This window comes from Pseudomonas putida (assembly GCF_002741075.1).
Lineage (GTDB): Bacteria > Pseudomonadota > Gammaproteobacteria > Pseudomonadales > Pseudomonadaceae > Aquipseudomonas > Aquipseudomonas putida_T.
Map to the genome: position 1 here is coordinate 2910019 of NZ_CP016634.1, position 25319 is coordinate 2935337.

Here is a 25319-nt window from a genome sequence, read left to right on the forward strand (position 1 = left end):
TGCCTCAATGCCATCCCTTCGCCCTGACCCGGCCCTGGACAACTACCGGGCCATCGCCGATGCCATCGCCACTCTGTTCTTCCCCCATGCCGAAGTGGTGCTGCACGACCTGCGCACCCAGAAGATCGACTACATCGCCAACAACCTGTCCAAGCGCGAGATCGGCGACGATGCGGCCTTGGAAGACATGCTCGAACACGGCACCGATGAGACCAACATCGGGCCCTACGAGAAACTCAACTGGGACGGGCAGAAGATCCGCTCATTGAGCACCGTGTTGCGCGATGCCGCAGGCACTCCCCTGGCGATGCTGTGCATCAACCTGAACATCTCATTGTTCGAGAACGCCAAGGCGGCGCTGGACCTGTTCCTTTCGCCCAGCCGATTGATTCCCCAACCCGATGCGCTGTTTCGCGACGACTGGCAGGAACGCATCAACACCTTCCTCAACGGCTGGCTGCGCCAACGTCAGTTGAGCCTCAACCTGCTGACCCGCGATCACAAGCGCGAGCTGGTCCTGGCCCTGCATGCCGAGGGCGCCTTCAAGGGCAAGAGCGCGGCCAACTATGTGGCCAACGTGCTGGGAATGGGACGGGCGACAGTGTACAAGCACCTGAAGGAGCTGAAGGCCTGAGCGGTTCAGGCGTCATTGGGGGCGGTCGGAAAGGGGCGCAAAGCGCCCCCTGCGTACTGTTTCAGTCGCCGTAGATATCCGACTTGAAGTACTTGGCCTGGATCTTCTGGTATTCACCGTTGGCACGAATGGCATCGATGGCGCTATTGAGCTGGCTCACCAATTCGGTGTTGCCTTTGCGCACTGCGATCCCGGCACCTTCGCCAACGTACTTGGGATCCTTCAGCTCCGGCCCTACGAAGGCATAGTCGGCGCCACGAGGCATCGACAGGAAGTCCTCCAGGGGAATGGTATCGGCGAAAATGGCATCCACACGCCCGGACGCCAGGTCCATGTAGATCTCTTCGTTGTTGCTGTAGCGGTTGACCTTCACGCCCTTGGGCTCAAGCACTTCGGTGGCGTAGCGGTCGGTGGTGGTGGCACGTTGCACGCCGATGGTCTTGCCCTTGAGGCTCTGGTACTGATCATCGACCACCGCCCCCTTCTTCATCACCAGACGTGATGAGGTGAAGTAGTACTTGTGGGTGAAGTCCACCGATTGCTTGCGCTCTTGGGTAATGGTCATCGACGACAAGGCCGCATCGATCTTCCTGACCTTCAACGAAGGGATCAGCCCGTCGAACTCGACCTCGTTCCAAACACACTTGACCTTCATCTGCGCGCACAGGGCATTGCCGATGTCGTAATCGAAGCCCACGATTTCGCCCTTGTCGTTTTTCGAGGCAAACGGCGGGTAGGCGGCCTCGATACCGATACGCAGGACGTTCTCGGCAGCGTACAGGTTGCTACCGGTCAACAGGCCCAGGGCCAGACCGCTGATCAGGGTGAGCTTTCTCATGGGGGATCTCTCTCGCTCGTTATTGGAGGTGTGGTGCAAGACAGAGGAAAGGGGACAGGCGCAAGGTTGCCTGGAATCATTTTGTACTTATGATTCCATACTGGACTTTTTTGTATAGAAACTCAACTACCAACCACAACGTGCGACAAGGGCAGGCGCACCCCGCCCGCCCGTGCCTCCGGCAGGTTTACCAGCGACCGGCGGCGTCCTGGTCGCTTTGCCGGCCTTCGACCCAACGCGGCCCATCCTGGGTGTTCTCTTTCTTCCAGAACGGCGCCCGGGTCTTGAGGTAGTCCATGATGAAATTGCAGGCGTCGAACGCCGCCTGGCGGTGCGCGCTGGCCACGCCGACAAAGACGATCGGCTCGCCCGGCTCCAGCGCGCCGATGCGGTGCAGCACCTCGACCTTGAGCAGTGGCCAGCGCTGCTCGGCCTCGACCACGATCTTGGCCAACGCTTTCTCGGTCATGCCCGGATAATGCTCAAGGAACATCCCCGCCACTTCACGGCCATCGTTGAAGTCCCGCACATAGCCGACGAACCCCACCACCGCGCCCACACCGACGTTGGCCGCGTGCATCGCATTGACTTCAACACCCGGATCGAAGGCCTGCGCCTGTACTCGAACGCCCATGTTCAACCTCCCGTGACCGGCGGGAAGAACGCCACTTCGTCGCCCTCCTCCACCGGCTCGGCCAGCTTGCACAGATCCTGGTTACGTGCGCACATCAGGTTCTGCTCAGCCAGCAGCTCATATTGGCCGCCCTTGGCCACCAGCGCCTGGCGCACATCGTCGAGGGTCGCGAAGGCGCCTTCGAGCGGCTCGCCGTCGAGCCCCAGCAACTCACGATAACGGGCGAAATACACCACCTGAACCTTCATCACGCCTCCACCTGGTAATGGCCGCTCTTGCCGCCGACCTTCTCCAACAGGCGTACCTGCTCGATCACCATGCCTTTGTCCACGGCCTTGCACATGTCATAGATCGTCAGCGCCGCGACACTGGCAGCGGTCAGCGCCTCCATCTCCACGCCAGTCTGCCCGGCCAGCTTGCAGCGGGCGACGATGCGCACCGCGTCAGTGCCCTCGGCGCTGAGCTCGACCTTGACGCTGGTGAGCATCAGCGGATGGCACAGCGGGATCAGGTCGCTGGTCTTCTTCGCCGCCTGGATCCCGGCGATGCGCGCCACGGCGAACACATCGCCCTTGGGATGCTCGCCGTCGACGATCATCTGCAACGTCTGCGGCAACATGCGCACGCGCGCTTCGGCCACCGCCTCACGAGCGGTCACGGCCTTTTCGGTGACGTCGACCATGTTGGCGCGCCCCTGGGAATCGAGATGAGTCAGCACTGCATTGCTCCTGTGAAGGGAACAAAGAGTGTAAACCCGCAGGTCAGCTTTGAGCAGTGGTTGTGTCGCAGGCAGGCCAAACCCTTCGCGGGTAAAGCCGCGAAGGGTACGCCCCAGAGGCCGGGCGGCGAACCGCCCGGCAGGCTGCTGTTACAGGTGAGACTCGGCGTACTCGGCCAGCACCGAACGTGGCACGCCCTGCAAGGTGATATGAACGCCGTGGGGGAAGTCCTTGAAGCGTTCGGTGAGGTAGGTCAGGCCGGAGCTGGTAGCCGACAGGTAAGGGGTGTCGATCTGTGCCAGGTTGCCCAGGCACACCACCTTGGACCCTGCCCCGGCACGGGTGATGATGGTTTTCATCTGGTGCGGGGTGAGGTTCTGGCACTCGTCGATCAGGATGAGGCTCTGCTGGAAGCTGCGTCCGCGGATGTAGTTCAGCGACTTGAACTGCAACGGTACCCGCTCGAGGATGTACTCGACGCTGCCATGGGTGCTCTCGTCATCCATGTGCAGGGCTTCGAGGTTGTCGGTGATGGCGCCCAGCCAAGGCTCCATCTTCTCGGCCTCGGTACCTGGCAGGAAACCGATCTCCTGGTCCAGGCCCTGCACGCTGCGGGTGGCGATGATGCGCCGGTAGCGCTTGCTGACCATGGTCTGCTCGATGGCTGCGGCGAGCGCCAGGATGGTCTTGCCGGAGCCGGCGGCGCCGGTCAGGTTGACCAGGTGGATATCCGGGTCGAGCAGCGCGAACAACGCCAGGCTCTGATGGATGTCGCGTGGTTTGAGCCCCCAGGCTTCCTGGTGCAGCAATGGCTCCTGGTGCAGGTCGAGCAGCAGCAGTTCGTCTTCGCGGATGCCTTTGATCCAGCCGACGAAGCCTTGCTCGTCGATGATGAACTCATTGACGTGCACCGCCGGCAGGTTGTCGGTCAGTTGCACCCGATGCCAGGTGCGGCCGCGCTCCTGGCGGGTCTCGACCTTGCTGACGCGATCCCAGAACGAACCGGTCACCGAGTGGTAACCCTTGGACAGCAAGGAAACGTCATCGACCAGTTGGTCGGTGCTGTAGTCCTCGGCGGCGATGCCACAGGCACGCGCCTTCAGGCGCATGTTGATGTCCTTGGTCACCAGCACCACATCCAGATCGGAACGGCGGGCACGCAACTCCAGGAGCTGGTTGATGATGATGTTGTCGTTGAGGGTTTCGGGCAGCAGCCGGTTCGGCTCGTTGCGTGGACTCATCAGGATCGACAGGAACCCTTTGGGCCCGCTCTTGCCGCGCTGGATCGGTACGCCCTGCTCGACATCGCTGGGCGAGGCATCGCCGAGGGTCTGGTCGATCAGGCGAATGGCCTGGCGGCATTCGGCGGCGATGGTGTGCTTACCGGTCTTGAGCTTGTCGAGTTCCTCCAGCACCGTCATCGGAATGGCGACATGGTGCTCCTCGAAGTTGAGCAACGCGTTTGGATCGTGAATCAGGACATTGGTATCGAGCACATACAGGATTGGCTGGGTGGAGGAAGAGTTGCGTCCTTGGTCATCCATACTCGGTCACCTTATGTGAAAGCCACACGACGCGTAATGCTGCGCCGCAGAGTGACCGCCGTTCTCCCCGTATCCGCGTTGTTACGGGCGGGGAGCGCACCTGGCAAGGAGGGCCTGGATGACGCCACCTGTGCTGCAGGATTCGGCTGTCTGGTTCCTACATACCGCATTAGTGATGACCAAAAAAAGTCTTTTTACGTTCCTTTGAACTTTATTTTTCCGATTGACGTTCAGGGCTTGGCTTGAGCCCTGAGCGGTACTAGAGTCAAAGATCAAGCCCCTTCATGTTGCCCATACTCCAGGCAATCTTCCCAACCGATCCCACTCTGCGCCGTGTTGCGCAGCAACCAATCCACCGCCGGCTGTGCCTTGGGCAGGTTGTCGTGGAACTGGATCACCCCCTTGCGCCACAACAGCATCAAGGTCAGCACCCGGTGTGCCGAGGCTTCGGCGCTGAGCGCGCTGTCGTCCTGGGCGTCGATGTCCCACAGCGAAACCTTGAGTTTCTGGCTGGCCATGAACGCTTCGCCATCGGCCCGGCGCTGCCCATAGGGTGGACGAAACAGCGGCACGTACTGCGCCGGCAGGTCGGACTGGACCCTGGCCTGGGCTCGGCGCAATGACGCCTGCCAGTCTTGCCATTGGGCATGGGAGCGGTACTCCCAGCCCTGGATACCCACGCATTGCCCCGCATAGAGCGCCACCACTGGTGAGCTGGACGCGCGCTGCTGCAAGCGATTGCCAAGCACGAAGAACAGGCCGCCGAGCTTCTGTCGGCGCAGGTAGTCGGCCAATTCGTCGGTGGCACCGCCCTCGGGCGTGGGACCGCCGACGAAGGTCAGCAGGAACATCCGGTCATTGAGCTCGTCGCCCGTGCGCTCGCTGTCCGACAGGCGCTCGACCTCGCTGCTGGTCTGGGGGAACAACGCCGCCTTGCGCAGTTGCTCATCCAGGTATCGGGTGTGGAATGCCCGGCTGGGCTCGAGCCAACCGCTGTAGAACTCGCCCACGCTAGGGGTGAAGGTGGCGGCCAGGGTTCGCAGCTCGGCCATGGACTCCAGCGGATAGCAGAAGGACGCGTCCTGCTCGCAACTGCGCTGAGCCTGCTGGTAGTTCTCCCACAGCCGCTGCCACATGCGCGCGCGCACCGCGCGAACCACCGCCAAGTTGATCTGCCGCAGCTGCAGGCGCGCCGTCAGGGCCGGCTCGTCGAGCATTTCGCTTTCCTGCAGCACCTGGGCGAACGACAGGATCTCGGCGCGCGAGGCGACATCGAACAACGCCGGGCTGTCCAGTTGTTCAGGCCACAAGGTGCGGTTCAGGGTGGCCTGGGGCAAGGGGGCGGCCTGGGCAGCCACGCTCAGCAGGCCGGCCAACAGGACGAAGGCAATACGCACGATCAAGCTCTCCGCAGCATCATGACGCGCACTATAACGTGACGCTCGGCGATGGTCCGTGACTATCGTCGCGATAGTTTGGTCTTGCCGGCCTCAGCCCGTAGAATCCGCCTCGACGATTCCAGGAGCCGACCCGATGCTGACGGTGATTTCCCCCGCCAAGACCCTCGACTACGACACCCCGCCGGTGACCCAGCGCTACACCTTGCCCCAGTACCTGGACGATTCCCAGGCGCTCATCACGCAGTTGCGTGAGTTCACACCGGCGCAAATCAGCGAACTGATGCACCTCTCGGACAAGCTCGCCGGCCTTAACGCCGCCCGCTTCGGCAGCTGGACCCCGGACTTCACCCCGGCCAACGCCAAGCAGGCACTGCTGGCCTTCAAGGGCGACGTGTACACCGGGCTGGATGCCGAAAGCCTTGGCGAGGATGACTTCAGCTATGCCCAAGACCACCTGCGCATGCTGTCGGGCCTGTATGGCCTGCTGCGCCCGCTGGACCTGATGCAGCCCTATCGCCTGGAAATGGGCACCAAGCTGGCCAACGCCCGCGGCAAGGACCTTTACGCCTTCTGGGGCACGCGCATCAGCGAATGGCTGAATCTGGCCCTGGCCGAGCAGGGCGACGACGTATTGCTGAACCTGGCCAGCAACGAGTACTTCAGCGCGGTCAAGCGCAGCGCCCTGAAGGCACGGGTGATCGATGTCGACTTCAAAGACCTGAAGAACGGCCAGTACAAGATCATCAGCTTCTACGCCAAGAAAGCCCGCGGAATGATGAGCCGCTTCGTGATCCAGGAGCGCATCAACGACCCCGAACAGCTCAAGCGCTTCGATGTGCAGGGCTACTACTACAGCGCCGAGCAGTCCAAGCCGGACCACCTGGTGTTCCTGCGCGACCACCCTGAGGACTAAGGTCGTCTGGACCTCCGCGTCACCGGTGGGAGCAACGGTCTTGCGTTGCTTGCACCGGCCCCTTCGCGGGTACAGCGGTGCTATCGAGAGCACCACAGCCCCCTGTAGGAGCGGGTTTACCCGCGAAGAAGACACCACTGAGCAAGACAGTTGCTCCCCCGGTCATGTCACCGCATCCGTCAGCCCTGCAACAGGGCAGGCTTCAAATGGCCATCTCGCCATGATTCCGACGCCAAAAAAACAACACGCCTCGCTTTATTGCAAAACGCCATAAGACCGTTCGTAGTTTTTTGACGAATTTTGAAAAAAATTTTCGCATACTGGCATATAAGCATCCTGGGTCGATTTCGTCCTTTATATATAGGGGTGAAGCTGTCGCGTGCTATCAGATTGAAAGTATTTGCCGCTGAAAAAATATTTAGAAATCTTTCATTCGTGCGAAACCCACCCCGGAACTTCTGCTAGCGGCAATCGCTCATAGGACCCGTAACGACTTTCTTGCCACTGTCGTGAGAGATGACTTACAGATGACAACCGGCCGGTATCCACTACCGGCTCCGATAACTTCGACAGACGCAACGGTATCAACCGAACGCCCTGTCCACGAAGGAGAGACGCGCCCCTACTAATCGTCCTAGTGGTTGATTTCATAGGATTTTTCCAATTGAAAGAGCAAGCACAGCAGTAGGCGTAATAGCACACTGCAATAAAGACGGCTGCATTTCAGGGCACGCCTTTTAATACTGGCCATTTAACTGCCAACTTTGAGTGCACAACTTTGCGCGCTCTGGATTTATTCATGCCTGCGTTCGGTGATATGTGCAATCGCCATGACACCGTGCGCCTGAAAACTGCTGGTTAATCAACCCGGTCCGGCTCTTTCGCGAAAGAGCCGACGTGATAAACACACGAGGTGAATACGATGCGTATCAGCATCTTTGGTTTGGGTTATGTGGGTGCGGTCTGTGCAGGTTGCCTGTCGGCACGGGGTCACGAAGTGATTGGCGTGGACGTGTCCAAGACCAAAATCGACCTGATCAACCAGGGCAAGTCGCCCATCGTCGAGCCGGGTCTGGAAGAGTTGCTGCAGCAAGGCATCGCCAATGGCCGCCTGCGTGGCACCACTGACTTCGCCGAAGCCATCCGCGCCAGCGACGTGTCGATGATCTGCGTCGGCACCCCCAGCAAGAAAAACGGCGACCTGGGCCTGGAGTACATCGAATCGGTGTGCCGCGAGATCGGCTACGTGCTGCGTGACACCGAGCGCCGCCACACCATCGTGGTGCGCAGCACCGTGCTGCCCGGTACCGTCAAGAACGTGGTCATCCCGATCCTCGAGGACTGCTCCGGGAAGAAGGCCGGCGTCGACTTCGGCGTCGCGGTCAACCCAGAATTCCTGCGTGAAAGTACCGCCATCGCCGACTACGACCGCCCACCGATGACCGTCATCGGCGAGCTGGACAAGGCCAGCGGCGACGTGCTCCAGGCCATCTACGAGGAACTGGACGCGCCGGTCATCCGCAAGCCGGTCGAAGTGGCCGAAATGATCAAGTACACCTGCAACGTCTGGCATGCCACCAAGGTCACCTTCGCCAACGAGATCGGCAACATCGCCAAGGCCGTGGGCGTCGATGGTCGCGACGTGATGGATGTGGTCTGCCAGGACAAGGTCCTGAACCTGTCCCAGTACTACATGCGCCCAGGTTTCGCCTTCGGCGGCTCGTGCCTGCCCAAGGACGTGCGTGCCCTCACCTACCGCGCCTCGAGCCTGGATGTGAAAGCCCCGCTGCTCGACTCGCTGATGCGCAGCAACGAGTCCCAGGTGCAGAACGCCTTCGACATCATCGAAAGCCACGACAAGCGCAAGGTCGCCCTGCTGGGCCTGTCCTTCAAGGCCGGCACCGACGACCTGCGTGAAAGCCCGCTGGTGGAACTGGCCGAGCGTCTGATCGGCAAGGGCTACGAGCTGAACATCTACGACCAGAACGTCCAGTACGCCCGTGTCCACGGCGCCAACAAGGATTACATCGAGTCGAAGATCCCTCACGTCTCCTCGCTGCTCAATGACGATCTGCAGCATGTCATCGACAACGCCGACGTGATCATCCTGGGCAACCGCGACGAGAAATTCCGCGCCCTCGCCCAGCAGGCGCCGGCAGGCAAGCAGGTGATCGACCTGGTCGGCTTCATGACCAAGCCGACCTGCAACACCAGCCGCACCGAAGGCATCTGCTGGTAACCCCCGGCCGGGCAGCGGGCGACCGCTGCCCTTCCCCCTGATTCGCGCGACGGATGCTGAACATGCAAAGACTCCAGACAGTGCTGCTGCAGTGCGCCGGATGGCTGCTCTACGTGAGCCTGCTCATGTTGATCGCCCTGGCCCTGCCCAGCGACATCTTCGACTCGCAATCGAAGCACTTCATCTTCCTGGTCGGCGCGGTCGGCATCTGGCGCTACTCCATGGGCGCCACCCACTTCATCCGTGGCATGGTGTTCCTCTACGGCGTCTACCCCTACCTGCGCCGCAAGGTGCGCCAGCTGGGCAAGGCCGCCGACCCGTCCCACGTGTACCTGATGGTCACCAGTTTTCGCATCGACGCCCTGACCACCGCGCAGGTTTACAGCTCGGTGATCCGCGAGGCGATCGAGTGCGGTTACCCCACTACCGTGGTCTGCTCGCTGGTGGAGATGTCCGACGAGCTGCTGGTCAAGAGCCTGTGGGCCAAGTACAACCCGCCCGCCCACGTCAACCTGGACTTCGTGCGCATCGCCGGCACCGGCAAGCGCGATGGCCTGGCCTATGGCTTCCGCGCCATCTCGCGGATGATGCCGGACGAGCATGCCGTGGTGGCAGTGATCGACGGCGACACCGTGCTTGGCGAAGGCGTGGTGCGCAAGACCGTGCCGTGGTTCAAGCAGTTCCCCAATGTCGGTGGCCTGACCACCAACGAATTCTGCGAAGTGCGCGGCGGCTACATCATGAGTGAGTGGCACAAGCTGCGCTTCGCCCAGCGCCACATCAACATGTGCTCCATGGCCCTGTCCAAGCGCGTGCTGACCATGACCGGGCGCATGTCGATGTTCCGCGCAAGCGTGGTGACCGACCCCGAGTTCATCGCCGACGTGGAAAGCGACTCGTTGCACCACTGGCGCCTGGGCCGCTTCAAGTTCCTCACCGGTGACGACAAATCCAGCTGGTTCAGCCTGATGCGCCTGGGCTACGACACCTTCTACGTGCCCGATGCGGCCATCAACACGGTCGAGCACCCGCCGGAGAAGAGCTTCGTCAAGGCCAGCCGCAAGCTGATGTACCGCTGGTACGGCAACAACCTGCGGCAGAACTCCCGCGCGCTGGGCCTGGGCCTCAAGCGCCTGGGGCTGTTCACCTGCATCGTCTTGCTCGACCAGCGCGTGTCCATGTGGACCAGCCTGCTGGGCCTGACCGTGGCGGTGATCGCCAGCCTCAAGTTCGGCCTGGGCTTCTTGCTCGTGTACCTGCTGTGGATCGGCATCACCCGCCTGATCCTCACCATCATGCTGCTGTGCTCGGGCCATAACGTGGGGCCGGCCTACCCGCTGATTCTCTATTACAACCAGATCGTCGGCGCGGTGATGAAGATCTACGTGTTCTTCCGCCTCGACAAACAGTCCTGGACCCGCCAGCCGACTGCCCTCAAGCGTGACCTCGAAAGCTTTCAACAATGGTTCAACACCTGGTCTTCACGGACCATGACCTTCTCGGCAGCCAGCATCTTCGTCGCTGTGCTGTTCATGGTCGTGTGAGCCCCCGGATCGGATCTAACAGGAACGAAATCGCCATGAATACCGCCGTGAACGCCAATGTCGTGCATGAGTCCGAAGCCCAGCGCCAGCACGTCCGGGTACGTATCCCCGCCAAGCTGCGCTACCTGGACCGCAATCGCGAACCGCACGATGTGAAGGTGGACGATCTCTCCGCCGGGGGCCTGTCCTTCCACACCAGCAAACCCTTGAACGTCGGCGACGTGCTGCGCGGTCGCCTGCAGTTCACGGTCGACAACCTGGGCCTGTCCATGGACGTCGAGTTCCAGGTGCGCTCCTACCAGAGCACCGGCCGCACCGGCGTGCAGTTCCAGAACCTCGAACAGCGCGACGTGGCCACCCTGCGCCACATCATCACCACCTTCCTGTCCGGTGAGATGATCAACGTCGGCGGCGTGCTCAGCACCCTACAGCGCGACAACTTCACCAAGGCGCGCAAGCAAAAAGACAGCGGTTCGGGCCTCTCCGCCTTCGGCCGCCTGCGCGCCGTGACCGTCAGCCTGAGCGTGTTCGTGGTCGGTGTGGCGGCCTTCGGCTTCATCGCCAAGTCGCTGTATGGCATGTACTTCGTCAGCCACGCCGAGGCCGGTGTGGTTTCGGTGCCCACCACCAACGTCACCATGCCGCGCGACGGCAGTGTGCAGAGCCTGGTGGAAAACGGCGCCCAAGTGGTCAAGGGCGCGCCGCTGGCAAGCTTCAGCACCAGCATGCTCGATCTGCTCAAAGGCCATCTGGACGACTCGCAGCTCGAGCCCGCCAAGGTCGAGGAACTGTTCGGCAAGCAGCTCTCCGGCACCCTCACCAGCCCATGCGACTGCGTGGTCGCACGCCAGCTGGTGGATGACGGCCAGTACGCAAGCAAAGGCCAGCCGATCTTCCAACTGGTGCCACGCACCACCAACCCGATGGTCGAGGCGCGCTTCAGCTATCGCCAGTTCGACCAGGTCAAGCCAGGCACCCGCGTGCAGTTCCAGGTGGCCGGCGAAGACGAAATGCGCACTGGCAAGATCGTCAGCAGCGCCAGCCTCAACAGCGAGGACCTGGCCTCGGACATCCGCGTCCAGATCAAGCCCGACAGCGGCCTGCCTGCGGAACTGGCCGGTCGTCCGGCTGCCGTCAATGCCGACCGTGGCCCGTCCCTGGACTGGCTGATCGACAAGGCCGTGGCCCGTGGGCTGTAAGAGGGACCTGACCATGAACCCTTCGAAGCGTATGACGCCGCTTGAGTCGACAGGGGCCCTGTTCGCGGGTGAACCCGCTCCCACAGGGATCGTGTCCAGCGCTGCCCCTGTAGGGCGTGCGCGCCCACTGGCCTGGTGCGGCCTGGCCCTGGCCGTCGCCCTGGCCGGCTGCTCGGGCCTGCCTGACCAGCGCCTGGCCAACGAGGCCATGAAGCGCGGCGACACCGCCCTGGCCGAGCGCAACTACAAAGCCCTGGCCGACCTTGGCTACAGCGACGCCCAGGTGGGCCTGGCCGATATCCAGGTCGCCACCCAGGACCCCGCCAAGCTCAGGGCCGCCGAAGCCACCTACCGTACTGCCGCCGCCACGTCGCCACGGGCCCAGGCACGCCTGGGTCGCCTGCTGGTGGCCAAGCCCGGCACCACCCAGGCCGAGCGCGAGGAGGCCGAGACCCTGCTCAAGCTCGCCGCCCAGCAAGGCGAGCGCAACACCCTGATCCCGCTGGCGATGCTCTACCTGCAGTACCCGCAGAGCTTCCCCAAGGTGAACGCCCAGCAGCAGATCGACCAGTGGCGCGCCGCCGGCAACCCCGAGGCGGGCCTGGCCCAGGTGCTGCTCTATCGCACCCAGGGCACCTACGACCAGCACCTGGGCGATGTGGAGAAGATCTGCAAGGCCGCGCTGGACACCACCGACATCTGCTATGTGGAACTGGCCACCGTCTACCAGAAGCGCGCCCAGGCCGACCAGCAGGCCGCGCTGATCCAACAGCTCAAGGCCGCCTATGGCCGTGGTCTCGTGCCGGCCACCCGGGTCGACAGCGTCGCCCGCGTGCTGGCCGACCGTAGCCTGGGGCAGACCGACGAAAAAACCGCCAAGGAGCTGCTCGAACAGGTGGCCCCGGCCAACCCGGCGTCCTGGGTGAGCCTGGCGCAGTTGGTCTACGACTTCCCGGAACTGGGCGACAACGACCAGTTGCTCGCCTACATCGACAAGGGCCGCGAAGCCGGACAGCCGCGCGCCGAACTGCTGCTCGGCCGCCTCTACTACGAAGGCAAGACGCTCCCGGCCGATGCCGCCAAAGCCGAAGAACACCTGCAGGCCGCCGCCGCAGCCGGCGAAGTCAGCGCCCATTACTACCTCGGCCAGCTGTACCGCCGTGGCTACCTAGGCCACGTCGAGCCGCAGAAGGCCGTCGACCACCTGCTCAGTGCCGCACGCGGCGGACAGAACAGCGCCGACTACGCCCTCGCCCAACTGTTCAGCGAGGGCCACGGCATCCGCCCTGCCCCGGCCAACGCCTGGGTATTCGCCCAACTGGCCCAGGCCAACCCGTCGCCGCAATCGACCGAGCTGTTGCAAAAGCTCGACACGCAATTGAGCCCTGACCAGCGCAACCAGGCCCAGCGCCTGCTGGACCAGGAAAAGCAGGCGCGCGGCAGCATGGCCCAGGTCGGCTCCAACCCCCTGGCCTTCGAAGCCTTGCAAGACGACGCAAAAGAAGAAGTAGACGGTGAGGACTCGCTATGACGCTCAACCCCTTCGTGAAAGCCGGCATTGGCCTGAGCTTCGCCCTGCTGTGGTCGTGCCCGACCCTGGCGGACATGACCGCCGAGAAGAACTTCGGCCTGGACATCAAGATCACCGGCCAGTCCGAAGATGACCGCGACCTGGGCACCCGCTCCGGCGGTGACGTCAACGGCCTGGGTCTGGACCTGCGCCCTTGGGTCTACGGCGAGCGCGGCAACTGGAGTGCCTTCGCCATGGGCCAGGCGGTGGCGGCGACCGACATCATCGAGACCGACACCCTGCGCCAGTCCGAGGATGGCAGCACCGTGGACAACGCCGATGACAGCCGCAAACCAGACAAAAGCTACCTGGCCATGCGTGAGTTCTGGGTCGGCTACAGCGGCTTCACGCCCTACCCAGGCGAACAACTGCGCCTGGGCCGCCAGCGCCTGCGCAGTGACGACGGCATGTGGCGCGACACCAACATCGAAGCGCTGAACTGGACCTTCGACACCACCCTGCTCAAGGCTGACCTGGGCGTGGCCCAGCGCTTCAGCGAGTACCGCACTGACCTCACCGAGCTCGCGCCCGAGGACAAGGACCGCACCCACGTGTACGGCAACGTCGCCACCCAGTGGACACCTGGGCACTGGGTCGGCGTGCGCGCCCATCACTCCAGTGACAGCGGCAGCCTGAAAAACCCTGGCGAAACCGTCGACCCACTGGACAAAACCCGCACGGGCGATCTGACCTGGCTGGGCCTGGAGGCCAACAGCGACGCCTATAACTGGCGCAACGACCACACCGTCAACTACTGGGGTAGCGTCACCTGGCTGACCGGCGACCGCGACACCCTCAGCACGCAGACCGTGGGCAACGACCAGGTCGCCACCGGCAAGCAGAGCGGCGACGTCAATGCCTGGGCCACCGACCTGGGCGTGCGCCTGCGTCTGGACCCCAACTGGCAGGTCGGTGCGGCCTATGCCCGTGGCAGCGGTGGTGGCGGCAGCGACGGTTCGAGCAACTACGAGCAGACCGGTCTTGAGAGCAACCGCTCCAACTTCACCGGCACCCGCTCGCGCGTGCACCGCTTCGGCGAAGCCTTCCGTGGCGAGTTGGGCAATCTGCAGGCGGCCACCCTGTTCGCCTCCTGGCAGCTGCGCGACGACTACGACGCAAGCTTCATCTACCACAAGTTCTGGCGCGTCGATGACCAGCAGAACATCGGCTCCAGCGGCATCAATGCCGTGGTCGAGGACAACGGTGTGAACCGTCCGCTGATCAACGGCGAGAAGGACCTGGGCCAGGAGATGGACGTGGTCGTCACCAAGTACTTCAAGCAAGGCCTGCTGCCAGCTTCGATGAGCCAGGCCATCGACGAACCCTCGGCCCTGGTGCGCCTGCGCGCCGGCGTGTTCAAGCCAGGCGATGCCTACGGCAGCGAAGCGGACTCCTACATGCACCGCGCCTTCGTCGACGTGATCTGGCGCTACTGAGGCCCGGGAGAGGACACTCATGAACCTTCACCCGCATTTTCGCCACGGCCTGCTGGCCAGTGCCCTGCTGCTGGCCAGTAGCGGCCTGGCCTATGCCGAGCCGGTCAAGCCGGTGGTCAAGGAGTTGCAGCAGGCCAAGACCTACACGGTCTCCAGCGCGCCGATCGAGCCGCTGCAGATGGACCCGCCCAAGCTGCCCGACCTCTCCGGCTACACCGCCGAAGCGGTGCAGAAAAAGCTCGACCGCAGCCATAAAGGCAAGGTCAGCGTGCGCCGCATGCTCCAGGAGGAATCGCTCAAGGAGTTCATCGGTGGCGACAACAAAGGCGCCGAATGGGTCAGGCGCCAGCAGGGCATCCCCCAGGCGATCTTCATCGATGATGGCCATGTGGACCTGGTGCAACTGAGCAAGCAGGTGCCCAAACAGTACCTGCGCGAAACCGAGCCGGGCGTGTACCTGGCGCGCCTGCCGATCGTGGTCGGGCGCAAGGGCGTGCTGGAGATCAATGGCAAGGTCAAGGAGCTGCGCCTGTCCCAGGAGGGCGGTTCGTTCCTGATCAACGACGGCAAGCTGTTCGTCACCGACACTCAGGTCACGGGCTGGCGCGAGAAGGACAACGGCCCGGCCACCTTCCGCAAGCCGGACGAGTTCCGTCCGTTCCTGTTGTCCTGGGGCGGCACCGAGACCTACATCGTCAACAGCAAGATGGCCAGCTTCGGCTACGCCAAGTCCAAGTCGTACGGCGTGAGTATCTCCCAGTACACGCCGAACATGGCCAAGCGCATGGGCCGTCCGGAGCCCACCGGCTGGATCATCGGCTCCGAATTCAGCGACATGTGGTACGGCTTCTACTGCTACGAGACCCAGGACTTCGTGATCAAGGACAACACCTATCGCGACAACATCGTCTACGGCATCGACCCCCACGACCGCTCGCACCGCCTGATCATTGCCGGCAATACCGTGTACGGCACCAAGAAAAAGCACGGGATCATCGTCTCGCGCGAGGTCAACGACAGCTGGATCATCAACAACAAGAGCTACGACAACAAGCTCTCCGGCGTGGTCCTGGACCGTAACAGCGTCAACAACCTGGTGGCCTACAACGAGATCTACCGCAACCACACCGACGGCATCACCTTGTACGAAAGTGGCGACAACCTGATCTACGGCAACAAGCTGCTCAACAACCGCCGCCACGGCATCCGCGTGCGCAACAGCGTGAACATCCGTCTGTACGAAAACCTCGCCATGGCCAACGGCCTGGTGGGCGTGTACGGGCACATCAAGGACCTCTCCGATACCGACCGCGACATCGCCCTGGACCCGTTCGATACCAAGGTGTCGCTGATCGTGGTCGGCGGCGAACTGGCGGCCAATGGCTCCGGCCCCCTGTCGATCGACTCGCCGCTCTCGGTCGAGCTCTACAAGGTCTCCATGCTCGCGCCGCGCAAGGCCAACGGCATCAGCCTCAACGGCGTGCTCGGCGAGCGCCAGGACGAAATCCTCGACCTGCTGGTGCGCCAGCAGAAGGCCGTGCTGATCGACCCGGTCGAACGCCAGACCGAAATGATCGATTAAGGAAGCCCAGACCATGACTCCGCATCTGATGAAACTGCTCGGCCTGTCCGCTGCCCTCCTGGTCATCAGCCAGGGCGTGCGCGCCGCCGATGTACAGGCCCCGAGCTTCACCGCCGAGCCTTGCTGCCAGCTGTGCCCCGAAGCCCACGACGCCAGCCGCTACGTGACCCGCTACCAGCAGAACTTCACCACCCTGGTCCAGGCCCAGGGCGACTGGCTGTTCCGTACCCGCGAAGACCTGCGCACCGAATTCAACACCACCCCGGCCGGCTACAAGCGCCTGCAGCAGGTGCATGACGCGTTCAAGAAGCGCGGTGTCGAGCTGGTCGTGGTGTACCAGCCGACCCGTGGCCTGGTGAACCGCAACATGCTCAACCCCGCTGAAAAGGCCGCCTTCGATTACCAAAAGGCCCTGGGCAACTACCAGGCCATGCTCAAGCGCTTCGCCAGCATGGGCTACAACGTGCCCGACCTGTCGCCGCTGACCAACGAACAATTGGTCGCCGCCGACCAAGGCAAGGATTTCTACTTCCGCGGAGACCAGCACTGGACGCCCTACGGCGCTGAGCGCGCGGCCAAGATCGTGGCCGACACCGTGCACAAGATGCCGGCCTTCGAAGGCATCCCGCGCAAGGAATTCGAAACCCATAAATCTGGACGCATGGGCAAGACCGGCACCCTGCACAACGTCGCCGGCCAGCTCTGCGGCACCAGCTATGCAGTGCAGTACATGGACCAGTTCGCCACCGAGCCCAAGGGTGGCGCGAGCGGGGGTGACGACCTGTTCGGCGATTCGGGCAATGCCAAGATCACCCTGGTCGGCACCAGCCACAGCGGCAAGAACTACAACTTCTCCGGTTTCCTGCAGCAGTACATCGGCGCCGACGTGCTCAACGTCGCCTTCCCCGGCGGCGGCCTGGAAGGCTCGATGATCCAGTACCTGGGCAGCGAGGAGTTCCAGAAGAACCCTCCGAAGATCCTCATCTGGGAATTCTCGCCGCTGTACCGCCTGGACCAGGAAACCATCTGGCGGCAGATCCTCGCCCTGCTCGACGATGGCTGTGACGACCGTCCGGCCCAGATGAGCGCCAGCGCCACCCTCAAGCCCGGCAAGAACGAGCTGATGGTCAATGGCAAAGGCGGCGTGATCAAAGACCTGATCAACCGCAACCACCAGCTGGACATCAAGTTCGAGGACACCTCGGTCAAGGTCCTGCAGGCCACCCTCTGGTACCTCAACGGCCGCCACGAGGACATCAAGATCGAGAAGCCGGAAACCTCCGACACCGACGGCCGCTTCGTCTTCCAGATGCGTGAAGACGAGGACTGGGCCAGCCAGAACCTGCTCGCCCTCGAGATCCAGGGGCCGGAAACCGGCACCCAGAAGGTCGAGGCCAAGCTGTGCAAACGCAACAACTTCGCCGGCCCTGCGCAAAACACCGCGCAGGCCGGCCAGTGAGGCGACCATGAATCCATTGCGCACAATCACTGCCCCCGCCCTGCTCGCCCTGGCCCTGTTCGGCCCGGCCGCGCAGGCCAGCGGCCTGATGCCGCCACAGGGGTACTACGCCGGGATCGAGAAGCTCAAGAAAGCCGACGGCAACTTCCGCTGCGAACCTGCGCCCAAGCCCTACACCGGCCCCCTGCAGTTCCGCAGCAAGTACGAAGGCTCCGACGGTGCCCGGGCGACATTGAACAAGGCCTCTGAAAAGGCCTTCCGCCAGTCCACCGAGGACATCACCACCCTCGAGCGTGGCGTCAGCAAGATGGTTGGCCAGTACATGCGCGACGGCCGCCCGGCCCAGCTCGACTGCGCCCTGACCTGGCTGGGCACCTGGGCGCGAGCCGATGCGCTGGCGTCCACCGACTACAACCACACCGGCAAGTCGATGCGCAAATGGGCACTGGGCAGCATGAGCGGCTCGTGGCTGCGCCTTAAGTTCTCCAACTCCCAGCCCCTGGCCGCGCACCAGGCCGAGGCCGAACTGATCGAAAAATGGCTGGCGCGCCTGGCTGAACAGACCGTGCGCGACTGGAGCGACCTGCCGCTGGAGAAGATCAACAACCACAGCTACTGGGCGGCCTGGGCGGTGATGGCCACCGCCGTGGCCACCGACCGACGCGACCTGTTCGACTGGGCGGTGAAGGAATACAAGGTCGGCGCCAACCAGGTGGACGACCAAGGCTTTTTGCCCAACGAACTCAAGCGCAAGCAGCGGGCCCTGGCCTACCACAACTATGCCCTGCCGCCGCTGGCGATGATCGCAAGCTTCGCCCAGGTCAACGGCGTGGACGTGCGCGGCGAGAACAACAACGCCTTGCAGCGCCTGGCGCAGCGAGTGCTCAGCGGGTCGAAGGATCCCAGCGCGTTCAAGGCCCGCAACGGCGAGAAACAGGACATGCACGACCTGACGATCGACAGCAAGTACGCGTGGATGGAGCCCTACTGCAGCCTCTATGCGTGCAGTGGCGACACCCTCCAGCGCAAGCGCGGCATGCAGCCGTTCAACAGTTTCCGCTTAGGCGGAGACCTGACCCGGGTCTACGACCCGAGCGCAGAGAGCAAGAAGTAACACGACACCCTGTGGGAAGCGGGTAAACCCGCTCCCACAGGGCCTAGGTATCCCCCACTTTCGAGTGGGGGGTTTGGGGGGCGCTTTGCCTCGGATGCTGTGAACAAAAAGGAGAACCGGGATGGTCTTCTCGTCCAACGTGTTCCTGTTCCTGTTCTTGCCGATATTCCTCGGCCTGTACTACTTGAGCGGGCAGCGCTATCGCAACCTGCTGCTGCTGATCGCCAGCTACATCTTCTATGCCTGGTGGCGGGTCGACTTCCTGGCGCTGTTCGCCGGCGTCACTCTGTGGAACTACTGGATCGGCCTCAAGGTCGGCGCCGCAGGCGTGCGCACCAAACCAGCGCAGCGCTGGCTGCTGCTGGGCGTGGCGGTCGACCTGGCGATCCTTGGCTACTTCAAGTACGCCAATTTCGGCGTCGAGAGCCTCAACGCCATCATCACCTCGTTTGGCCTCGAACCGTTCATCCTCACCCATGTGCTGCTGCCGATCGGCATCTCGTTCTACATCTTCGAGTCGATCAGCTACATCATCGACGTGTACCGTGGCGATACCCCGGCCACGCGCAACCTGATCGACTTCGCGGCATTCGTGGCGATCTTCCCGCACCTGATCGCAGGCCCGGTGCTGCGCTTCAAGGACCTGGTCGATCAGTTCAACAACCGCACCCACACCCTGGACAAGTTCTCAGAAGGCTGCACCCGCTTCATGCAGGGCTTCATCAAGAAAGTGTTCATCGCCGACACCCTGGCGGTGGTCGCCGACCATTGCTTCGCCCTGCAGAACCCGACCACGGGCGATGCCTGGCTGGGCGCCCTGGCCTACACCGCGCAGCTGTACTTCGACTTCTCCGGCTACAGCGACATGGCCATCGGCCTGGGCCTGATGATGGGCTTCCGCTTCATGGAGAACTTCAAGCAGCCCTACATCAGCCAGTCGATCACCGAGTTCTGGCGGCGCTGGCACATCAGCCTGTCGACCTGGCTGCGCGACTACCTCTACATCACCCTGGGCGGCAACCGCAAAGGCACCTTCCACACCTACCGCAACCTGTTCCTGACCATGCTGCTGGGCGGGCTTTGGCACGGTGCCAACTTCACCTACATCATCTGGGGCGCCTGGCACGGCACCTGGCTGGCCATCGAGCGCGCCCTGGGCATCGACACCAACCCGCAGCGCTTCAACCCGATCAAGTGGGCGTTCACCTTCCTGCTGGTGGTGGTCGGCTGGGTGATCTTCCGCGCCGAGAACCTGCACGTGGCCGGCCGTATGTACGGCGCCATGTTCAGCTTCGGCGAGTGGCAGCTGTCGGAACTCAACCGCGCCCAGCTCACCGGCCTGCAAGTGGCGACCCTGGTGGTGGCCTACCTCACCCTGGCGGTGTTCGGCCTGCGCGACTTCTACCGCAACGCCAAGCCCACGCCCAAGGCCACCCCGGTGCAGATCAACGCCGACGGCTCCGTCGGCCTGGACTGGACCCGCGTCATGACCCGCGTCCTGGTCCTGCTGCTGTTCGTTGCTTCGGTGCTCAAGCTCTCGGCGCAGAGCTACTCGCCGTTCCTCTACTTCCAGTTCTGAGGACAGGACCATGAACCGGACACTACGCATCACCTATTCCCTGTCGTTCCTCGGCCTGCTGACCGGGCTTGGCGCCTGGTCGGTCGGGGGCCTTGAAAGTTTCAACCGCACCGAGCAGATGACCCTGCTCAACGGCAAGCTGGCCAAGGCCGCCGAGACTCACTACGACGAGCAGTTCCCGATCAAGCGCATCGGCACCAACCTGTGGGCGGCGCTGGACTACAAGCTGTTCAACGAAGGCCGCCCAGGCGTCGTGCTGGGCCGCGAGCAGTGGCTGTTCAGTGACGAAGAGTTCAAGCCCACCGCCGGTGCCGAACAACTGATGCAGGAGAACCTGGCGCTGATCCGTGGCGTGCGCGACACCCTGCAGCGCCAAGGCACGCAGCTGGTGCTGGCGATTGTCCCGGCCAAGGCGCGGATCTACTCCGAGTACCTGGGCAAGGCCGTGCCGACCCGCCTGCATGAAGGCCTGTACAACCAGTTCCACGCCCAAGCCCGCCAGGCCGGTGTGTTCGCCCCCGACCTGCTCGCGCCCCTGGAGCAGGCCAAGAGCCGTGGCCAGGTGTTCCTGCGCACCGACACCCACTGGACGCCCATGGGCGCCGAGGTCGCGGCCCAGGCTCTGGCCGAGGCGGTGTCGCGCCAGAACCTGCTCAATGGCGACCCGCAAGCGTTCATCACCGAAGCTGGCGCCACCAGTCCATACAAGGGCGATCTGACCAACTTCCTGCCGCTCGATCCGCTGTTCAGCAACCTGTTGCCGTCACCGGACAACCTGCAGCAACGCAGCACTCGCCCGGTCGAGGCCGCAGGCGAAGCCGGCGACGCCCTGTTCGCCGAAACCCGGATTCCGGTGGCGCTGGTCGGCACCAGCTACAGCGCCAACCCGCACTGGAACTTCCTCGGCGCCCTGCAGCAAGCCTTGCGCAGCGACGTGGCCAACTACGCCGAAGACGGCCACGGCCCCCTGCTGCCGATGCTCAAGTACCTGCAAAGCGACGCCTTCAAGGACGCCGCCCCGCAAGTGGTGGTGTGGGAATTCCCCGAACGTTATCTGCCAATGAAAAACGACCTCAGCGCCTTCGATCCGACCTGGATCGCCCAGCTGAAGAACACCCGCAAGACCGAAGAAAACCTGGCCCTGTCGTCCAATCGGACGGTTCACTGAAGAGGACATCAACATGACCAACAAACCTTCCTTCGCTAAAGCTTTCACCCTCGCTGCGGGCTTGTCCCTGCTTTCGCTGCAGGCCCTGGCCGGCGCCGATGCGGCGCTCTATGGCCCGAGCGCACCGAAAGGCTCGACCTTCGTGCGCCTGTACAACGCCGCCTCCAGCCCTGCCGCGGCGTCCGTGGGCAACACCCAGATCAAGCCGGTCGGCGCCCAGGCCAGCAGCGACTTCAGCTTCCTGCCAGGGGGTGACTACACCGCCCAGGTCGGCGGCAAGAGCGTCCCGGTCAAGCTGGCCGCGGACAAGTACTACACCCTGGTCAACAACGCCGGCACCAGCCCGCAATTGATCGAAGAACCCCCGTTCAAGAACAAGCAGAAAGCCTTGGTGCGCGTGCAGAACCTGAGCGACCAGTCGCTGACCCTCAAGACCGCCGACGGCAAGACCGAAGTGGTCAAACCGGTGGCCGCCAAAGGCCGTGGCGAGCGTGAGATCAACCCGGTCAAGGTCAGCCTGGCCCTCTACGAAGGCGACAAGAAGGTCAGCGACCTCAAGCCGGTCGCCCTGGAGCGCGGCGAAGCGGCCGTGCTGTACGTCACCGGATCCGGCAGCAGCCTGTCGCCGGTCTGGGTCACCCGTCCTGTCGCCAGCAACTGATCCCAAGCCCTATCGACCTTTTGGAGAAACATCATGATTCCGGTAATTCTTTCTGGTGGTAGCGGTTCGCGTCTGTGGCCTTTGTCGCGCAAGCAGTTCCCCAAGCAGTTCCTGGCCCTGACCGGCGAGCACACCCTGTTCCAGCAGACCCTCGAACGCCTGGTGTTCGAGGGCATGGACAGCCCCATCGTGGTCTGCAACAAGGACCACAAATTCATCGTCCAGGAGCAGTTGGCCGGGCTCAACCTGCAGACCCAGGGCATCCTCATGGAGCCCTTCGGGCGCAATACCGCGCCCGCGGTGGCCATGACCGCGATGAAGCTGGTCAACGAAGGCCGCGACGAGCTGATGCTGGTGCTGCCGGCCGACCACGTGATCGAGGACCAGAAGGCGCTGCAACGCGCCCTGGCCCTGGCCACCGTGGCCGCCGAGCGCGGCGAGATGGTGCTGTTCGGCGTGCCGGCGACCAAGCCTGAGACCGGATACGGTTACATCCGCTCCAGCCAGGACGCCTTGCTGCCTGAGGGCGTGGCGCGCGTCGCGCAGTTCGTCGAGAAGCCCGATGAGAAACGCGCCAACGAGTTCGTCCGCGCTGGCGGTTACTTCTGGAACAGCGGCATGTTCCTGTTCCGCGCCAGCCGCTTCCTCGAAGAGCTGAAAAAGCACGACCCGGACATCTATGACACCTGTCTGCTGGCCCTGGAACGCAGCGACGAAGAAAACGACGTGCTGAGCATCGACGCCGCGACCTTCGCCTGCTGCCCGGACAACTCCATCGACTACGCGGTGATGGAGAAGACCCAGCGCGCCTGCGTGGTGCCGCTGTCGGCGGGCTGGAGCGACGTGGGCTGCTGGTCGTCGCTGTGGGATGTGCACGAGAAAGACGACAACGGCAACGTCACCAAGGGCGACGTGGTGGTGCAGGATAGCCATAACTGCATGATCCACGGCAACGGCAAGCTGGTGTCGGTGATCGGCCTGGAGAACATCGTGGTGGTCGAGACCAAGGACGCCATGATGATCGCCCACAAGGACAAGGTCCAAGGCGTCAAGCAACTGGTCAACACCCTCGACCAGCAAGGCCGCAGCGAGACCCAGAACCACCTGGAGGTGTACCGTCCGTGGGGCTCGTACGACTCGGTGGACATGGGCGGGCGTTTCCAGGTCAAGCACATCACCGTCAAACCGGGGGCGAGCCTGTCGCTGCAGATGCACCACCACCGCGCCGAGCACTGGATCGTGGTGTCCGGCACGGCCGAAGTGACCTGCGACGAGAACGTGTTCCTGCTCACCGAGAACCAGTCGACCTACATCCCCATCGCCTCGATCCACCGCCTGCGCAACCCGGGCAAGATCCCGCTGGAGATCATCGAAGTGCAGTCCGGCAGTTACCTGGGCGAGGATGACATCGAGCGGTTCGAGGACGTGTACGGCCGGACCTCGACGCCGGTGGAGCGCGGCATCTCGATCAAGACCATCGCGCAGTAATGACACTGGGGCCGCGCTGCGGCCCTTTCGCGGCACAAGGCCGCTCCTACAGCGAGTGCGCAATAGCGGTAGGCGCGGCCTTGTGCCGCGCCCTTTTTGAGGCCACCGCGATTTAAAGCTAGGATGACCTGACTGCTGCAACCAAGGTCCGCTTCCATGCTTATCGGCGCCCTGCTCATCCTCACCTGGCTCACTCTGTTGCTGCGCTACCCGGCCAAGGCCTTGCCGATCTCCCTGGCGGCCGTGTTCGGCCTGGGATTGGTGGCGCTCGGCGTGGTCTGGCAGGACAGCCGCGAAGCCTCGCAACTGGCGCGCCTGGACCTTCGCCTGCGCTATGCCCCCGACCAATGCCCCGCCGACCGCACCCTGCAGGTGCACATGAAGAACGGCAACGACGTCCCCCTGACCGAACTGCGCTGGCGCGTCGCCGCCTATGCGCCCGGTGACACCGTCAACCTGGCCGAGAACACCTACAACGCCCCTCGCTACCGCGGCCCGGGCGAGCTGCAACCTGGCGCCGAATGGACCGACTGCCTACCCCTGCCGCCGCTGCGCAGCGGGTATCGCCCACAGACCCTGGAATTTCGTGCCGAGCATCTACAAGGTACATTCGCCAACTAATGTGTTGCCTGTGCCGGCCCCTTCGCGGGTAACCCGCTCCCACAAGGGCGAAGGTGATCCCGCGAATGGGCCGGCACAGATGCCTACAAACTCCATCTGCTAACAGGCCTGAACCATGCCCACCGTTCTGATCACCGGTTGTTCCAGCGGCATCGGCCGCGCCCTGGCCGACGCCTTCCGCGATGCCGGCCACGAAGTCTGGGCCACCGCCCGCAAGCCTGAGGATGTCGAACGACTGGTCGCCGCAGGCTTTACCGCCCGGCAACTGGACGTCACCCACCCCGCAGACCTCAGCCGCCTGGCCGATGAGCTGCAAGACCGCCATGGCGGCCTGGACATCCTGATCAACAACGCAGGCTACGGCGCCATGGGCCCGCTGCTCGACGGTGGCGTCGAGGCCATGCGTCAACAGTTCGAGACCAATGTCTTCGCCGTGGTCGGGGTCACCCGCGCGCTGTTCCCGTTGCTGCGTCGCAACCGAGGCCTGGTGGTGAACATCGGCAGCGTCTCCGGTGTGCTGGTCACACCGTTCGCCGGTGCCTACTGCGCCTCCAAGGCGGCCGTGAATGCCCTGAGCGACGCCCTGCGCCTGGAGCTCGCGCCGTTCGGCATTCGCGTGATGGAAGTGCAGCCCGGGGCGATCGCCTCGCAATTCGCCGACAATGCCCAGCGCCAGGCCGAAGACGTGCTCGCGGCGGATTCACCGTGGTGGCCACTGCGCGACTACATCCAGGCTCGGGCCCGTGCTTCGCAAGACAAGCCGACACCGGCTGCGGTGTTCGCCCAAGGGGTGCTCGCCGCCACCGGCAAGAGCCCGACGCCCGCCGTGGTGCGCCTGGGCAACGGCAGCACCGCGTTGCCGTTGCTGGCCCGGCTGCTGCCACGACGGTTGCTGGACAAGGTGCTGCGCAAGCGGTTCGGCTTGCTGCGTCCACTGTGATACGGCGCAGCGCCTTTCGCGGGTAAACCCGCACACA

At 63.5% G+C, this 25319-nt stretch carries 22 protein-coding genes; 16 read left to right on the plus strand and 6 right to left on the minus strand.

From position 1 onward, the window contains the following. Positions 1–7 precede the first annotated feature (7 nt). A complete protein-coding gene (locus tag IEC33019_RS13535) occupies positions 8–634 on the plus strand; it encodes a helix-turn-helix transcriptional regulator (protein WP_070092310.1) in 627 nt (208 codons plus the stop codon). A 61-nt stretch (positions 635–695) separates the two neighbouring features. Here IEC33019_RS13535 and IEC33019_RS13540 read toward each other — a convergent pair whose 3' ends face one another. The 6 genes from IEC33019_RS13540 to IEC33019_RS13565 all read right to left on the minus strand — a co-directional run bounded on the left by IEC33019_RS13540 (position 696) and on the right by IEC33019_RS13565 (position 5766). Beyond that, positions 696–1472: an ABC transporter substrate-binding protein gene (locus tag IEC33019_RS13540; protein WP_070092309.1), complete on the minus strand. Its 777-nt coding sequence runs from the start codon at positions 1470–1472 to the stop codon at positions 696–698. 187 nt (positions 1473–1659) lie between these two features. After that, positions 1660–2106: a molybdopterin synthase catalytic subunit MoaE gene (gene moaE, locus IEC33019_RS13545; RefSeq protein WP_070092308.1), complete on the minus strand. Its 447-nt coding sequence runs from the start codon at positions 2104–2106 to the stop codon at positions 1660–1662. A gap of 2 nt (positions 2107–2108) precedes the next feature. Next, a complete protein-coding gene (locus IEC33019_RS13550) occupies positions 2109–2354 on the minus strand; it encodes a MoaD/ThiS family protein (protein ID WP_070092307.1) in 246 nt (81 codons plus the stop codon). After that, a complete protein-coding gene (moaC, locus tag IEC33019_RS13555) occupies positions 2354–2824 on the minus strand; it encodes a cyclic pyranopterin monophosphate synthase MoaC (protein ID WP_070092306.1) in 471 nt (156 codons plus the stop codon). Before moaC ends, IEC33019_RS13550 begins: the two co-directional genes overlap by 1 nt. A 150-nt stretch (positions 2825–2974) precedes the next feature. Beyond that, positions 2975–4369, minus strand: coding sequence for a PhoH family protein (locus IEC33019_RS13560; RefSeq protein ID WP_070092305.1), 1395 nt, complete (start codon positions 4367–4369; stop codon positions 2975–2977). 272 nt (positions 4370–4641) lie between these two features. Then, positions 4642–5766 carry a polysaccharide deacetylase family protein gene (locus tag IEC33019_RS13565; RefSeq protein ID WP_070092396.1) on the minus strand — a complete coding sequence of 375 codons (1125 nt, stop codon included), beginning with the start codon at positions 5764–5766 and terminating at the stop codon, positions 4642–4644. A gap of 136 nt (positions 5767–5902) precedes the next feature. Here IEC33019_RS13565 and yaaA point away from each other — a divergent pair, with 136 nt between their 5' ends. The 15 genes from yaaA (at position 5903) to IEC33019_RS13640 (ending at position 25282) form a co-directional block, all read left to right on the plus strand. After that, entirely contained in the window at positions 5903–6682 is a 780-nt protein-coding gene (gene yaaA, locus IEC33019_RS13570; protein ID WP_070092304.1) for a peroxide stress protein YaaA, read from the plus strand. A 922-nt stretch (positions 6683–7604) separates the two neighbouring features. Beyond that, on the plus strand, positions 7605–8921 hold the full coding sequence (locus IEC33019_RS13575) for a nucleotide sugar dehydrogenase (protein ID WP_070092303.1): 1317 nt from the start codon (positions 7605–7607) through the stop codon (positions 8919–8921). A 62-nt stretch (positions 8922–8983) separates the two neighbouring features. Then, positions 8984–10465 (plus strand): glycosyltransferase family 2 protein, encoded by a 1482-nt coding sequence (locus IEC33019_RS13580; RefSeq protein ID WP_081337443.1) that lies wholly within the window; start codon positions 8984–8986, stop codon positions 10463–10465. Between the two features lie 35 nt (positions 10466–10500). Next, a complete protein-coding gene (locus IEC33019_RS13585; RefSeq protein WP_070092301.1) occupies positions 10501–11664 on the plus strand; it encodes an alginate biosynthesis protein Alg44 in 1164 nt (387 codons plus the stop codon). A 13-nt stretch (positions 11665–11677) separates the two neighbouring features. Then, the gene (gene algK, locus IEC33019_RS13590) at positions 11678–13195 is read left to right on the plus strand and encodes an alginate biosynthesis TPR repeat lipoprotein AlgK (protein ID WP_244509743.1); all 1518 of its coding nucleotides are present in this window, start codon (positions 11678–11680) and stop codon (positions 13193–13195) included. After that, positions 13192–14670: an alginate export family protein gene (locus IEC33019_RS13595; RefSeq protein ID WP_070092300.1), complete on the plus strand. Its 1479-nt coding sequence runs from the start codon at positions 13192–13194 to the stop codon at positions 14668–14670. The genes algK and IEC33019_RS13595 overlap by 4 nt, the downstream gene beginning before the upstream one ends. Before the next feature lie 19 nt (positions 14671–14689). Next, complete coding sequence (gene algG / locus IEC33019_RS13600; RefSeq protein ID WP_070092299.1) at positions 14690–16252, plus strand: mannuronan 5-epimerase AlgG; 1563 nt, start codon at positions 14690–14692, stop codon at positions 16250–16252. A 13-nt stretch (positions 16253–16265) separates the two neighbouring features. Continuing rightward, complete coding sequence (locus IEC33019_RS13605; protein WP_070092298.1) at positions 16266–17711, plus strand: alginate O-acetyltransferase; 1446 nt, start codon at positions 16266–16268, stop codon at positions 17709–17711. Positions 17712–17718: 7 nt separating this feature from the next. Further along, on the plus strand, positions 17719–18825 hold the full coding sequence (locus IEC33019_RS13610; RefSeq protein ID WP_070092297.1) for a mannuronate-specific alginate lyase: 1107 nt from the start codon (positions 17719–17721) through the stop codon (positions 18823–18825). 121 nt (positions 18826–18946) lie between these two features. After that, positions 18947–20404 (plus strand): MBOAT family O-acyltransferase, encoded by a 1458-nt coding sequence (locus IEC33019_RS13615; RefSeq protein ID WP_070092296.1) that lies wholly within the window; start codon positions 18947–18949, stop codon positions 20402–20404. 10 nt (positions 20405–20414) lie between these two features. After that, complete coding sequence (locus IEC33019_RS13620) at positions 20415–21572, plus strand: alginate O-acetyltransferase (protein WP_070092295.1); 1158 nt, start codon at positions 20415–20417, stop codon at positions 21570–21572. Between the two features lie 13 nt (positions 21573–21585). Then, positions 21586–22233, plus strand: a complete 648-nt coding sequence (locus tag IEC33019_RS13625; protein ID WP_070092294.1) for an alginate O-acetyltransferase AlgF — start codon at positions 21586–21588, stop codon at positions 22231–22233. 33 nt (positions 22234–22266) lie between these two features. Then, entirely contained in the window at positions 22267–23721 is a 1455-nt protein-coding gene (locus tag IEC33019_RS13630; RefSeq protein WP_070092293.1) for a mannose-1-phosphate guanylyltransferase/mannose-6-phosphate isomerase, read from the plus strand. A 156-nt stretch (positions 23722–23877) separates the two neighbouring features. Beyond that, a complete protein-coding gene (locus IEC33019_RS13635; RefSeq protein ID WP_070092292.1) occupies positions 23878–24342 on the plus strand; it encodes a multidrug transporter in 465 nt (154 codons plus the stop codon). A gap of 115 nt (positions 24343–24457) precedes the next feature. Next, entirely contained in the window at positions 24458–25282 is an 825-nt protein-coding gene (locus IEC33019_RS13640) for an SDR family oxidoreductase (RefSeq protein ID WP_070092291.1), read from the plus strand. Positions 25283–25319 lie beyond the last annotated feature (37 nt).

Bases quoted from the DNA above. Each gene is read 5' to 3' on its own strand.
- IEC33019_RS13535 (WP_070092310.1), top strand. From the start codon at position 8: ATGCCATCCCTTCGCCCTGACCCGGCCCTGGACAACTACCGGGCCATC.
- IEC33019_RS13540 (WP_070092309.1), bottom strand. From the start codon at position 1,472: ATGAGAAAGCTCACCCTGATCAGCGGTCTGGCCCTGGGCCTGTTGACC.
- moaE (WP_070092308.1), bottom strand. From the start codon at position 2,106: ATGGGCGTTCGAGTACAGGCGCAGGCCTTCGATCCGGGTGTTGAAGTC.
- IEC33019_RS13550 (WP_070092307.1), bottom strand. From the start codon at position 2,354: ATGAAGGTTCAGGTGGTGTATTTCGCCCGTTATCGTGAGTTGCTGGGG.
- IEC33019_RS13560 (WP_070092305.1), bottom strand. From the start codon at position 4,369: ATGGATGACCAAGGACGCAACTCTTCCTCCACCCAGCCAATCCTGTAT.
- yaaA (WP_070092304.1), top strand. From the start codon at position 5,903: ATGCTGACGGTGATTTCCCCCGCCAAGACCCTCGACTACGACACCCCG.
- IEC33019_RS13575 (WP_070092303.1), top strand. From the start codon at position 7,605: ATGCGTATCAGCATCTTTGGTTTGGGTTATGTGGGTGCGGTCTGTGCA.
- IEC33019_RS13580 (WP_081337443.1), top strand. From the start codon at position 8,984: ATGCAAAGACTCCAGACAGTGCTGCTGCAGTGCGCCGGATGGCTGCTC.
- IEC33019_RS13585 (WP_070092301.1), top strand. From the start codon at position 10,501: ATGAATACCGCCGTGAACGCCAATGTCGTGCATGAGTCCGAAGCCCAG.
- algK (WP_244509743.1), top strand. From the start codon at position 11,678: ATGAACCCTTCGAAGCGTATGACGCCGCTTGAGTCGACAGGGGCCCTG.
- IEC33019_RS13595 (WP_070092300.1), top strand. From the start codon at position 13,192: ATGACGCTCAACCCCTTCGTGAAAGCCGGCATTGGCCTGAGCTTCGCC.
- algG (WP_070092299.1), top strand. From the start codon at position 14,690: ATGAACCTTCACCCGCATTTTCGCCACGGCCTGCTGGCCAGTGCCCTG.
- IEC33019_RS13605 (WP_070092298.1), top strand. From the start codon at position 16,266: ATGACTCCGCATCTGATGAAACTGCTCGGCCTGTCCGCTGCCCTCCTG.
- IEC33019_RS13610 (WP_070092297.1), top strand. From the start codon at position 17,719: ATGAATCCATTGCGCACAATCACTGCCCCCGCCCTGCTCGCCCTGGCC.
- IEC33019_RS13615 (WP_070092296.1), top strand. From the start codon at position 18,947: ATGGTCTTCTCGTCCAACGTGTTCCTGTTCCTGTTCTTGCCGATATTC.
- IEC33019_RS13620 (WP_070092295.1), top strand. From the start codon at position 20,415: ATGAACCGGACACTACGCATCACCTATTCCCTGTCGTTCCTCGGCCTG.
- IEC33019_RS13625 (WP_070092294.1), top strand. From the start codon at position 21,586: ATGACCAACAAACCTTCCTTCGCTAAAGCTTTCACCCTCGCTGCGGGC.
- IEC33019_RS13630 (WP_070092293.1), top strand. From the start codon at position 22,267: ATGATTCCGGTAATTCTTTCTGGTGGTAGCGGTTCGCGTCTGTGGCCT.
- IEC33019_RS13635 (WP_070092292.1), top strand. From the start codon at position 23,878: ATGCTTATCGGCGCCCTGCTCATCCTCACCTGGCTCACTCTGTTGCTG.
- IEC33019_RS13640 (WP_070092291.1), top strand. From the start codon at position 24,458: ATGCCCACCGTTCTGATCACCGGTTGTTCCAGCGGCATCGGCCGCGCC.